Below are 12,900 nucleotides of genomic sequence, written 5' to 3' on the forward strand. Positions count from 1 at the left end.
TCGTAGTATTTAATTGAAATAATAGTAAAATAAACTTTCTTAAATCTTTAATACAAAATTTTAAACGAAAGTCGCCCATGCTATACGAACTCTCCCAACTCTTAGATATTAATCTATTCGGATACATCTCAGTACGTGCAGGCGTTGCATTTTTTCTCGCTTTTATACTGACACTCTTTATCATGCCAAAATACCTTGCCTGGGCTATCTCAAAAAAAGCAAATCAACCCATCAGCAAATATGTGCCTGCACATGAAGGGAAACGTCATACACCAACCATGGGGGGTGCAATATTCCTGGTCTCTACACTCATTGCTGCCTTACTTACTGTAGACCTATCCAATATCTATATACTGGGCGGCCTAATCACGCTCATTGGTTTTGGTTTCGTTGGGTTTAAAGATGACCTGGGAAAAGTACTTGCAGGGGACAACCTGGAAGGCCTTACACCCAGAGGAAAGATGGGATTACAGATCATCGTTGCAGCAGTTTCCACAGGGCTGCTTCTCTACGGAGGGTTTCCAACAGAGTTCTATGTACCCTTTCTCAAAACACCTCTATTTGATCTAGGGTATGCAGCCATCCCTTTTTGGGTACTTGTGTTTTTGGCTACGACCAATGCGGTCAATCTTACCGATGGGCTTGATGGACTGGCAACGGTACCCTCTATCATTGCATTGGTTTCACTCGGCCTGATCATCTATGTGACAGGTCATGCCATCTTCAGTGAGTATCTACTGGTCCCGAACATCAAAGGTGTAGGGGAAGTGATGATACTTGCTGCCGCACTGATCGGTGGTCTGTTCGGTTTCTTATGGTACAACTGCTACCCTGCGGAGATCTTCATGGGAGATACCGGCAGCCTTGCGATCGGTGGTTTTCTGGCCTATCTTGCCATTTTAGGGAAAAGTGAGATCCTGCTTATTCTTATAGGTCTTATCTTTGTTATTGAAACTGTCTCTGTCATACTGCAGGTAGGAAGTTTCAAACTGCGTGGAAAACGTGTCTTCCTTATGGCTCCCATTCACCACCATTTTGAACTCAAAAAATGGGCAGAAAATAAGATCATCATCCGTTTTTGGATGATCTCTTTCATTGCAAACATCCTTGCACTCATCTCATTTAAGTTCAGATAATGATGAAACAGACAAAACCCACACTCTTTGGATATGGTCTTACTACCAAAGCGATCGCAAAAAAACTAGGCGGCGGTTGTACTTTTTTTGATGACAATGTCACAGAAGCCTATACGGACGAAGCAGGTAATCACATACTCCCTTCTGCTCTTTTTGATCCCGAAAAAAGTCTTTTGGAAGTCACTACCCCTAGCCTGAAACCTGATCACCCACTGATCAGATCTGCCAAAAACCTGCTCAGCGAATATGATTACTTTGAAAAAGAGATGCCTTTTAGCATCTGGATATCAGGGACCAACGGTAAAACAACGACCACGCAAATGCTGACCCACCTCTTGGCCAAACGTGGTGCACTCAGTGGAGGGAATATCGGTACACCTTTGGCAGAGCTCGATCCCAATGCCCCTATCTGGGTACTGGAAAGCTCTTCCTTTGCGCTTCATCACACCAAGACAGCCTCACCGGACATTTATCTTCTGCTTCCTATCACGCCGGATCATTTAGACTGGCACGAAACACCTGAAGCATACGAGGCAGACAAACTCAGACCTCTGCTCACTATGAAAGAGGGGGAACTGGCACTGGTACCCAAAGGGTTGAACCTTCCAAAGACCCATGCCTATGTCGTTGAGTACGACAGCAATGCATTTATTGAAGCATATTTTGGGCTGGATAGTAGCCAGTTGCGCTTCAAAGGTGCATTTTTGCAGGATGCGCTCCTTGCACTTGCCGTGACCAAAGTACTGTTTGATGAAGCAGATTATGACTTGATGAATGCATTTATACTGGATGCCCATAGACAAGAAGAGTTCAAAGACGCAAAAGGAAGACTCTGGGTCAACGACTCCAAAGCAACCAATCTTGATGCTACGATACAGGCTGTCAAAGGCTATGCCGACAAACACATCCATCTCATCCTGGGCGGAGATGACAAAGGTGTAGATCTGACCCCTCTTTTTGAAGTCATGGAACCGCTTAACCTTACACTATATACTATAGGGGCAAATGCTGACAGACTTTTAACCCTTGCCAAGAGATACCATGTGAAGGCTATAGAATCACTAACCATACAGAATGCTGTAAATCAGATAGACAATGTGCATACACAAGAGAGTGTTGCTCTTTTATCTCCTGCTGCAGCCAGTTTTGATCAGTTCAAATCTTATAAACACAGAGGTGAAACTTTTATGGCATTGGTAAAAGAATTAAAAAAATAATTTATTTTTTATTTTATGTGTCGATTTTTAAGTTTCAGCTGTTATAATTCTATCCACTTAAACAGACATCCCGTCTTTAAGTTGGCTCCATAGCTCAGTTGGTAGAGCAAAGGATTGAAAATCCTTGTGTCGGCGGTTCGATTCCGTCTGGCGCCACCATTAACCTTCAATAATCACCCAAAAAATATTAAAATCATTAACTAAAATCTTTAAAAATCTGTACATTTGCTTAAAAATCATTTAAAATAAGCTTCCTTCTGTAGATTATTTCCTATATGAAACCCTCTAAACCATACGTATACACGGGGCTTCTATACAATTATTAACTTTTTGTTAACTATTTATTAATTTTATTGACATTATTCAAGAATTTAGGTTATACTTGTGCTGTATTCAAACAAATTCAAGGAGATTACAATGAAAAAAACATTATTACTTTCAGTAGTAGCGTCAACAATGATCATGGCGGGTGGAGATATCGCTCCAGTTGAGCCAGTAGTAGAAGCACCAGCAGCGGCGTCTGCATGGGAATTCAGTGGAAATGCAGTAGTTTACTACCAATCAAATGATTACAATACATCAGATGTATTTGATCAAGAATCATCTCTAGCAACTGCTGGTATTGAGCTTAGAGCTACAAACAGCGATGTTTTCGCAGGAATCGGTGCAGGTGTTGCAGTAAACGGAGTTTCAACGCTTAACTTAGAAAACTTCATGGTTGATGGTGTTATGCAAGGTGCAGGTAATAACGTAGCTGGGAATGATGTTGATGATATCACTGATGGTGGGTGGATCTCAGAAGCTTACTTGACTTACGGATTTGGTAACACAGGTATCAAAGCAGGTCGTCAAACACTTCCAAAAGCACTTTCTCCATTTGCTCACTCTGAAAACTGGAACGTATTTAAAAATACGTATGATGCAGTGACAGTTGTAAATACTGATATTACAGATACTACTTTGGTATATGCATTTGTATATGGTGCAAACCAAAACGGTTATGGTACTAATATGTCTGACTTCAACCATGTTAATAACGATAAGACTGCTGGTGTACATATGTTAACTGCTCAAAACAAATCATTTGAGGGTCTAACATTGACTGGTACATGGTATCATGGTGCTGATCATTTACAAACTGAAACAGAAGATATGGATATCCTTTGGGGTGATGCAAGATTTACTGTTGCTGGTGTGAATGTAGCACTTCAAGGTGGTTCTGTAATGGGTGATGCTATTGCAGTTAATCCTGAGGACACAACTGCATTTGGTGCGCAAGCAGGTTATGACTTTGGTATGATCAATGCTTCAGTTGCATACTCAACTGTAAATGATGGGGATCTAGGTGTATTTAACATTGGTGGTCAACAAACAGTACTTTATACTCAAATGATCATCAATGAAGGAGCTATTGCTTCTGATAATGATACATGGGTAGTTAGAGCAGATATGGACGCACTTGGTGGTAACTTTGCTGCTGCATATGGTATGACATCTGATAATTCAGCTGCTAATTTAGACTACAATGAGTTTGACCTTACTTATACAACAAATGTATTTGAGAATGTTAATATAGCTGCTTCATATGTAAATATGGATACAGATGTACCTGCAGGTGCTGCAGATATAAATGCAGAAAATCTTGTACGTTTTGTTGCTAGATATAACTTCTAAGAATCACTCTTAACAACTTTAGGGTTCAGGCTTTTGCCTGGCTCTATCCTTTCTTTTTTTCTTTCCAAATTTTTACATTTTTTCTCTCTTATACATTTATCCTCTCTTTTTGCTATAATGCTGAAAAAGTTTAAAACACAAATGAGATATGTATGAATAAAAAATTACACTTGGTCAGCCTCGGCTGTACCAAAAACCTTGTCGACAGCGAAGTGATGCTCGGTCGTCTAAAAGAGTATGAGATCACCGATGACAATACCGAGGCCGATGTCATCATCGTGAACACTTGCGGCTTCATCGATGCGGCTAAAGAAGAGAGCATTAACACTGTACTGAACCTCCATGACGAGCGTAAAGAGAACTCCATCCTGGTAATGAGCGGATGTCTAAGCGAGCGCTACAAAGAAGAACTTCAGGCAGATATGCCAGAGATAGACATCTTTACAGGTGTGGGTGACTATGAGAAGATCGATGAACTCATCGCTTCCAAACAGAGTACCTTTTCTCCGGAGGTCTACCTTGCTACGGAAACATCCGGAAGGGTCATCACCGGTTCCAACTACCATGCCTACATCAAGATAGCAGAGGGGTGCAATCAAGCCTGTTCTTTCTGTGCTATTCCAAGTTTTAAAGGAAAGCTGCACTCACGCTCGCTCTCTTCTATCGTCAAAGAGGTAGAAAACCTTGTATCCCAAGGCTTTTATGACTTCTCTTTCATTTCACAGGACAGTTCCAGCTACGGACGTGACATGGGTCTAAAAGATGGACTGGTAGAACTCATCAAAGGTGTAGAAGCCATAGAAGGTGTACAATCTGCACGTATACTATACCTCTACCCTAGTACAACGACATTTGCACTTGTTGATGCCATCGCGGACTCTGAGGTATTCCAAACCTATTATGATATGCCTATTCAGCATATCGATGATGGAATGCTCAAAACTATGAAACGCGGCTTTGGAGAGAAGAAGACCATCGAATTGCTTGAGTACATGAAAAGTAAACCCGGTGCTTTTTTACGTACCTCTGTGATCGCAGGACACCCTGGCGAAAGTGAAGAGAGTTTTAATCGCCTATGTGACTTCATGGAAACCTTCGAATTCGACAGATTTAACACCTTCCACTATTCTAATGAAGAGACAACCGCTGCCTACACCATGGATCAGGTCGACGAAGAGACCATTGACCAAAGAGCACAAATTCTTGGAGAGATAGCAGAGAAGAGTACGCTCAAGTCACTTGAAAAGATGGTAGGTCAAACAGTCACTGTTGCTATAGATGGGGAAAGTGATGAACACGAGTACCTGCTTTCAGCTAGACCGCTTATCTGGGCCGTGGATATCGATGGAGAGATACTCATCAATGATACTTCTGATCTACCTGTGGAGTATGGAAAAAGATATGAGGCAAGAGTCACAGAGTTAGTGGGTACCCAGCTGCTTGCTACATTGATCAAGGCACTCTAAACAAGCTTATGTTTACACTCGACCTCTCACACCTCAAAGAGAAAAAGAATTTATTGGCTTTTTCTGGGGGTGTGGACTCCTCTGCACTCTTCTTTTTACTCTTAGAGAACCATATAAAGTTCGATATTGCCATAGTCAATTATGGTACACGCGAAGCAAGTGATGAAGAAGAGATGCATGCAAAAGCCCTTGCTAAAAAACATAAACTCTACTGTCACAGCATTAAAGCTCCATCATTTCACAGCCATTTTGAAAAACAGGCTAGAGACTTTCGCTATGAATTTTTTGAGTCCCTTATTACCATAGAGGGATACGATACCCTCATTACAGCACATCAGCTCAATGACCAGTTGGAGTGGCTGCTTATGCGACTTAGTAAAGGAGCAGGCTTAAGTGAACTGCTGGGCCTTGAACCTGTGACAAAGAAGAGACACTATGCCCTCATACGTCCGCTGCTCGCCTACAGCAAACAAGAGTTGCTGCATTACCTTCAAACCAATGGACATCCCTATTTCATTGATGAGAGCAATGCGGATGAAACCTATGAGCGCAATAAATTCAGAAAACACTTCTCCGATGCACTGATTGCTGAATACAAAGAAGGCATCAAACGCAGTATGGAATACTTGAGAAAAGACAAAGAGGTACTTGAAAGCGGATTTGAAACGCTCTACAATAACAAACTGCTACACATTGTCAAACTACATACTCCATCTGCCAAGGTCAAAGCAGCGGATATCACCCTCAAAAAACTCGGCTATCTCCTCTCGGCGAAACAGCGTCAAGAGATCGAAAAAGAACCCTCTTTGGTCATAGGTGGAGCTTGGAGTATAGTACAACAAGATGACCTGCTCTTTGTTGCCCCTTATCTCACTACTGATATGCCAAAGAAATTTAAAGAACTATGCAGGGTGTTAAACGTACCAGGTAAGATCAGGCCCTACCTTTTCAAGGAACATATTGATCCTTCAGAACTTGTTTTCAACTAGTGATCTTTTGCATCTGCCAAAGGATGCGCTTTCATATACTCTTGCATTTTTTTCACGCTTCCAAGCTTTGTATAAACCTGTGTAGTTGCCATCGTTCCATGCCCTAACAGTTCACTTACATCTGCGATACGTGCACCATTATTGAGCAGATGGGTGGCAAAAGAGTGTCGCAGTTGATGCGGTGTTACTTTCAGACCTTGTGCCTTGAAAAGTTTTGTAAGCATATAACGTAACTGTGCAGCGTTCATATGTGAATTTCCTTTTTCAAACAGATACTTTTTAGGAGATCTGCTCTTGATATATAGAGTGATGAGTGCCTGCAAACTCTCCAATAGAGGCAACTCTCTTACCTTGTTTCCTTTCCCATGGATCTGTATCCAGCCCTTATTGATATCTTCAAGTTTAAGACTACTCAGTTCAGAGATACGCAATCCCAATCCATACAGCATAGAAATAAGCAATTTCTCCTCTAGATTGGCACGACTCAATACTTCTTCAATGTAGTTCTCTTCAATGGGCTTAGGGAGGCTTTTAGGTACCTTTATCGACTCATCCCCAATAAGTTTGATATTCATATGACACTGATCTTCGAGGTATTTTGTAAATGAATGTACCGCTGAGAGTTTTTTGACGATGGTCTTTTTATGATTTTTAACGATCTTGAAACGAAAAGGGGTGATATCCAGTACAGTGACGCCATCTTCTTCATACACATGGCTCTCTTCGAGCATCTGCCTTAAAGCGATCTCATACGTCACGATAGACGTTTCAGAATAACCTCTGACATCAAACAGATAATTCAAAAACTCCTCAGATGCCTCTTGAAGTTTAGATTTCATCTTTTAATGTACCGTATGTGCCAACATTTTTTCACGTAAAAATGTTCTGGCTTCATCCATTTCCATCCCTTCCAAAGAAACATTTTCCAAATAGAAATCGATGGTAGTGAAAGGTTTGGGAATGACAAATTTATCCCAACTGCCAAGTTGCCAATACGCTTTAGGTATATAATTCACTATCAATACTGGTGCTTTTGCCTTGTGTGCCAAGGCTATCGCACCATCACTGATACTGTGGCGTGGGCCTCTGGGTCCATCAGGGGTGACCAGAAGATCATCCCCTTTTTTAAGTGCTCTAAACGCTTCTAAGAGTACCTGTTTGGCTCCCCGACTGCTGGATCCTCGCAAAGGTGCTATAGAAAAATACATCAATATCCTTGCGATCATCTCGCCATCAAAATGCCTTGAGATGATCCCTGAAGCCAACTGTTTTTTATGAAAATAGCGATAGGCTTGGGGAGACATCAGCAGTTCACCGTGCCAACAGACGACAATAGACTGTTCCTGTGTGATCTCACCTATAACATGAAAGTTTTTTTTAGAGGTCAACCAATAAAAACGCATCAGAAGATAGCCCAGCGGGGGGAGTAAGACTTGAGCAATGCTTCTTGAGAGTGTTTTAAACATTGGCTTTCCTAAACAAGCACTCCATCAAGAGCACCCCGAGAGGTTTTCGTCACTTTGACATCTACTATTTTACCTAAAAGCTCTTCACTTCCCTGAACAAAAAAGAGTTTACCGTCATCCGAACGTCCAGAAACCCTTCCGTTAGGCTTGAGTTCATCAAAATAGACCTGATGTACCGTACCTAACTGTGCATCCATGATCTCATCCAGGATCTCTGTATGTCTTGCCTGAAGTCGTGTCAACCTCTCTCCTGCTACATCGCTGTCTATCTGGTTATCAAACTCTGCTGCTTCAGTATGCGGACGAGGAGAATACTTGAATGAGAACATCTGCTCAAAACGTACTTTTTCCAGTACATCCATCGTATCTTCAAAGTCTGCATCGCTTTCACCCGGGAATCCAACGATAATATCTGTAGAGATGGTTGCTTCAGGACACAGTGTACGGATCTTTTCACAACGGTTCAGGAAATTCTCTTTGGTATATCCTCTTTTCATTGCTTTCAATAGTGAAGTAGATCCGCTTTGCAAAGGCACATGTATCTGTTTACATATCTTAGGATTAGAAGCAAACTCCTGAATAAAAGTATCATCCATATGTAAAGGGTGAGGAGAGGTAAATCGTATACGCTCTAACCCTTCTATCTTAGAGATCTTTTGTAACAACTGCGTAAAATCACAGCTCTCTTCGGAGGAACCGAACCGTCTTCCGTAGTTATTGACATTCTGTCCAAGGAGCATCACTTCCTTTGCACCGGAAGCCACTGCTTTGGTGATCTCCTGGACAATGAGATCAGAAGGAATGGAAATCTCTTCTCCACGAGTTGCAGGTACGATACAGAAGGTACAGGATTTATCACATCCTATGGAGATATTGACCATCGCCTTGTAAGGGTTGCTTCTGTACTCACCAAAAGCATAGGTACTTTCATCAAAATCTGTACTGACCTCTACAGCATGCTTTTTATGGACCACTTCAGTGATCTTCGAGACATTTCTTGCACCCAGTACAAAGTCTACAGAAGGTGCACGTTTGATGATCTCATCGCCTAAATGAGAAGCGGTACATCCTGTCACACCTATTTTTGCAGAGGGTTTTTTGTGTTTGTTGAAGACACCGATCTCTGAAAAGAGTTTTGCTACAGGCTTCTCTCTGACAGAACAGGTATTAATGATAATAAGGTCAGCATCTTCTAGATTTTCAGTGATTTCGTAGGATTCTTTTTGGTTCAATTCTGCGATCATATGTTCACTATCACGAACGTTCATCGCACAACCAAGTGTTTCTATAAATAATTTTTTACTCAAATGTTATCTCTTCTTTAATGGTGTAGTTTTCTGGACTAAAGCCCAAAAACTATGCTTACGCCAAGCCTACCTGAGAAGCAGTCTTATGCAATAATGTGTACTTCGTAGATATATTCATTATCATCCAGCCCGTACTTGACTTCTCTCATATATACAGAGAACCCTTTTTCTTCAAAATATTCAATTAACTCTTTCAGCTCTTTATGCGAGTTATCTTTATCAAAATAAAAGATAGATCTATTCGCTAGCTCGTCTTCTATTTTTTGCAACTCAATCGTTTTCGGCTTCGCTTTAAGTGTTGTTCTAGCAAGTTTCAGTTTCATCGATGGGTACCTTTTAAATTATATTATTTATTCTTCCGATTTATATAACAATTATACTTTATTTTCTGTAAAGCTTAGGTTAGCTATAATAATCAACTTCAAAAACAACACCTCCCAAGACGTTATTGACACTGTTATGTTACCTCTTGTAGCGGTATATTGTATTGATTAGAAAAAACATTTATAAATAGGAAAAATCATGGAAAAAATATTAGACATCATTGAAGCGATCGCACATGAAAAAAATATCTCCAAAGAGCATGCGATAGAAGCCTTTAAAGAAGCTTTGATCAATACAGCTAAGAAACTTACAAATTTTACAAGTACCTTTGAAGTGATCATTGACAATGATACAAAAAAATATTCTATCTATAAGGTCATCACCGTTGTAGCTGATGATGATGAACAACTTTATGTAGAAGTCGGGAAAGAGGGAAACAAGCAAGAAATCGAGTCTGACAGTTTCATTGCCCTATCCGATGCACAAGAGTTTGATGACTCTTTAGAGATTGGAGACCAGTTAAAAGAGGAATTTATCCTGGAAGAGCACGGACGTACAGCTTCAGCAAATCTTTTCAGAGAACTGGAGTATCATGTACAAAGACGTATAGAACAGGACTTGTTTGAAAAATACAAAGAACAAGTAGGTACAGTCATGTTAGGTACCGTTAACCGTGTGGATGCAGATGACAACACGCATGTTGAGATCGGTGAACTTAAAGGTATTCTTACACAGAGAAACCGTATCAAAGGTGAGAAGTTTAAGCGTGGAGACTCCATCCGTGCACTTCTCAGATATGTCAGTGTTGACCCGGATCATGGTCTTTTCCTGGAGCTGACAAGAACTTCACCTAAATTCCTGGAAGCACTTATGGCCAATGAAGTTCCAGAGATCGATGATGGTGTAGTGGAGATCGTTGCTGCAGCAAGAATCCCGGGAGAAAGAGCAAAAATAGCACTGAAGACAGAGCAGATGAATGTTGATCCTATCGGTGCAGCTGTGGGTGTCAAAGGGGTACGTATCAATGCAGTAAGCCAAGAGCTTAATGGTGAAAATATCGACTGTATCGAATTTTCTCCGATCCCTGAAGTTTTCATTACACGTGCATTGAGTCCTGCTATTTCACAAAGTATCAAAGTAGATGCAGATGCGAAAAAAGCAGTGGTCAATATTACAAGCGATCAAAAAGCAAAAGCGATCGGTAAATCTGGAATTAATATCCGTCTAGCCTCGATGCTTACAGGATATACGATAGAGTTGAACGAAATTGAAGGGGTCACAGAAAGACAAGTAGACAGTTCAGAAACTGCAGAAGCGACAAAAACAACTGATACATCAGCACTCGAAGATCTCTTTAGATAAAAGAGATGCGTAAAAAGTGAGTCGTTAACTCACTTTTTAATGCGACAAGTCGTACTTTATTTTACTTCTCGCCTATCATCGTAGCAAAACTCTCCACATCCAAAGACGCAGATCCAACCAAAACACCATCCACACCACGAATTGCAGTGATCTCTTGAATATTTGCTGGCTTGACACTGCCTCCGTAGAGTAATGGTTTTTGTACGGTTTGCTTTAACGCTTGATGGGTAGAAGCTATCTCTTCAACCGTGGCAGATCTTCCTGTTCCTATCGCCCAGATAGGTTCATAAGCAACAATAAGATCTTTATAGCTGATATCAATACCGTCAAACTGTGCCAACAGATACTCCATCACAGCTTCATCACCCTTTTCTCTTATCTCAAGCGGTTCACCGATACAGTAGAGTATTTCATATCCCTGCTCTTTAAAAAATGTAAATTTTTGGGCTACTTTATCTTGAGACTCACCTAAATGTTCTCGTCTTTCACTGTGTCCGATGAGTATGGTTTTGATACCAAATTCCTCAAGCTGCTCTGTACCTATTTCTCCGGTATATGCACCGTTTTGTGTCGGATAGGCATTTTGTGCACCAATCGTAAAATCACCTTCATACTTGCCTAAGGCTGTTGCAGGGGGGAAGATATAGACTTGGTCTTCGGGTTTTTTTGCAAGCAACTTTTCATTCAATACTTCAATGTATTTTTCCGTTGATGCTCTGGTATGATTCGTTTTAAAATTTGCTGCAAAAATCAATCAAAATCCTTTTAATCAAGTGCTTCAATTCCTGGCAGAGAAATACCTTCTATCAATTTCAGGCTTGCTCCACCACCTGTACTTACGAAGGTCATCTCATCTGCATCACCGGCACGTTGTGTTACATCGGCAGTGTCCCCACCCCCTACAATCGTCGTTGCATGTGTTTGTGCAATGTTATTTGACATGGCGAAACTACCTTTTGAATATCTATCCATCTCATAGACTCCCATAGGACCATTCCATATGATCGTTTGTGCATCATTGAGTGCTTCACGGAAAAGCCTTGAAGATGCAGGACCTATATCCAGTCCCATCCAACCTGCAGGGATCTCTTGTATAGGAAGAAATTTCACTGTCGTCTTCTCTGAAAACTCTGGCGCTACCACCACATCAACCGGTAAATAGAGTTTAACCCCCAGCTCTTTGGCTTTGGTCATAATACCTTTTGCTTCATCCAACAGATCATCTTCAACCAATGAAGTACCTACTTCATACCCTTGTGCCTTAAGGAAAGTAAAGGCCATTCCACCACCGATGATGATCTTGTCTACTTTATTGATAAGGTTTGTCAATGCCTGTAGCTTCCCAGATACTTTGGAACCTCCAACAACTGCAATAAAAGGACGAACAGGATTTTCAAGTACTTTAGAGAAGAAATTAATCTCTTTACTCATAAGGAAACCGGCTGCTTTATGGTCTGCATCAAAGAATTTGGTGATCGCATCGATAGATGCATGTTTTCTATGGCAGGCACCAAAGGCATCATTGATATAAAACTCTGCAAAACTTGCCAACTGTTCTGCAAATACCATATCATTTTCTGTTTCCCCTGCTTCATAACGAAGATTTTCAAGTAAAAGCATATCGCCTTCTTTCATAGCCGCTGCTTTCGCTTTAGCATCTTCACCCACGACATCTTCTGCCATAAAGATATCATTTTCTACTTTGAGTAAGGTGCGCAGTCTTTTTGCGATAGGTGCCAAGGAATACTTCTCTTCATACTTCCCTGGTTCCGGTCTTTCATAGTGTGAAGCAAGAATGATTTTACAGTCTCTGTCGATACAATAACGGATTGTCGCCAAAGCAGAACGTATACGTCTGTCATCTGTAATGTTCCCAAATTCATCCTTTGGTACATTAAAATCACATCTTATAAAAACTCTTTTACCATCAATCTTTAAATCTTTTAATGTTTTCATCTA

12 protein-coding genes and 1 tRNA gene are annotated in these 12,900 nt (G+C 40.9%); 7 read left to right on the forward strand and 6 right to left on the reverse strand.

Annotated elements, in window-relative coordinates; translation table 11 throughout:
• Window positions 1–77 precede the first annotated feature (77 nt).
• From mraY to tilS, 6 genes are all read left to right on the forward strand, one after another.
• Complete coding sequence (mraY, locus tag SULAR_RS07435) at window positions 78–1,136, forward strand: phospho-N-acetylmuramoyl-pentapeptide-transferase (RefSeq protein WP_008244633.1); 1,059 nt, start codon at window positions 78–80, stop codon at window positions 1,134–1,136.
• Window positions 1,136–2,353: a UDP-N-acetylmuramoyl-L-alanine--D-glutamate ligase gene (murD, locus tag SULAR_RS07440; protein ID WP_008244634.1), complete on the forward strand. Its 1,218-nt coding sequence runs from the start codon at window positions 1,136–1,138 to the stop codon at window positions 2,351–2,353. The genes mraY and murD overlap by 1 nt, the downstream gene beginning before the upstream one ends.
• Window positions 2,354–2,436: 83 nt before the next feature.
• Window positions 2,437–2,512: transfer RNA gene (locus tag SULAR_RS07445), tRNA-Phe, on the forward strand.
• 258 nt (window positions 2,513–2,770) lie between these two features.
• Complete coding sequence (locus SULAR_RS07450) at window positions 2,771–4,027, forward strand: hypothetical protein (RefSeq protein ID WP_008244636.1); 1,257 nt, start codon at window positions 2,771–2,773, stop codon at window positions 4,025–4,027.
• 152 nt (window positions 4,028–4,179) lie between these two features.
• Window positions 4,180–5,493 (forward strand): 30S ribosomal protein S12 methylthiotransferase RimO, encoded by a 1,314-nt coding sequence (gene rimO, locus SULAR_RS07455; RefSeq protein ID WP_008244638.1) that lies wholly within the window; start codon window positions 4,180–4,182, stop codon window positions 5,491–5,493.
• Window positions 5,494–5,501: 8 nt separating this feature from the next.
• Window positions 5,502–6,482, forward strand: coding sequence for a tRNA lysidine(34) synthetase TilS (gene tilS, locus SULAR_RS07460; protein WP_008244639.1), 981 nt, complete (start codon window positions 5,502–5,504; stop codon window positions 6,480–6,482).
• On the opposite strand, the gene SULAR_RS07465 is transcribed toward tilS, so the two are convergent.
• The 4 genes from SULAR_RS07465 to SULAR_RS07480 all read right to left on the reverse strand — a co-directional run bounded on the left by SULAR_RS07465 (window position 6,479) and on the right by SULAR_RS07480 (window position 9,578).
• A complete protein-coding gene (locus SULAR_RS07465; protein ID WP_008244641.1) occupies window positions 6,479–7,321 on the reverse strand; it encodes a tyrosine-type recombinase/integrase in 843 nt (280 codons plus the stop codon). The genes tilS and SULAR_RS07465 overlap by 4 nt on opposite strands.
• A gap of 3 nt (window positions 7,322–7,324) precedes the next feature.
• Complete coding sequence (locus tag SULAR_RS07470; protein WP_008244643.1) at window positions 7,325–7,948, reverse strand: lysophospholipid acyltransferase family protein; 624 nt, start codon at window positions 7,946–7,948, stop codon at window positions 7,325–7,327.
• A gap of 8 nt (window positions 7,949–7,956) precedes the next feature.
• Entirely contained in the window at window positions 7,957–9,255 is a 1,299-nt protein-coding gene (gene miaB, locus SULAR_RS07475) for a tRNA (N6-isopentenyl adenosine(37)-C2)-methylthiotransferase MiaB (RefSeq protein ID WP_008244645.1), read from the reverse strand.
• Between the two features lie 83 nt (window positions 9,256–9,338).
• Entirely contained in the window at window positions 9,339–9,578 is a 240-nt protein-coding gene (locus SULAR_RS07480) for an HP0268 family nuclease (RefSeq protein ID WP_008244647.1), read from the reverse strand.
• Between the two features lie 199 nt (window positions 9,579–9,777).
• Between SULAR_RS07480 and nusA the strand changes: the two genes are divergently transcribed.
• Entirely contained in the window at window positions 9,778–10,941 is a 1,164-nt protein-coding gene (nusA, locus tag SULAR_RS07485) for a transcription termination factor NusA (RefSeq protein ID WP_008244648.1), read from the forward strand.
• A 61-nt stretch (window positions 10,942–11,002) separates the two neighbouring features.
• Here nusA and SULAR_RS07490 read toward each other — a convergent pair whose 3' ends face one another.
• On the reverse strand, window positions 11,003–11,695 hold the full coding sequence (locus tag SULAR_RS07490; RefSeq protein WP_008244651.1) for a triose-phosphate isomerase: 693 nt from the start codon (window positions 11,693–11,695) through the stop codon (window positions 11,003–11,005).
• A gap of 11 nt (window positions 11,696–11,706) precedes the next feature.
• Entirely contained in the window at window positions 11,707–12,897 is a 1,191-nt protein-coding gene (pgk, locus tag SULAR_RS07495) for a phosphoglycerate kinase (protein WP_008244653.1), read from the reverse strand.
• Between the last annotated feature and the right edge of the window lie 3 nt (window positions 12,898–12,900).

The sequence above is a fragment of the Sulfurovum sp. AR genome (genome assembly GCF_000296775.1).
In the GTDB taxonomy this organism is placed as follows: domain Bacteria; phylum Campylobacterota; class Campylobacteria; order Campylobacterales; family Sulfurovaceae; genus Sulfurovum; species Sulfurovum xiamenensis.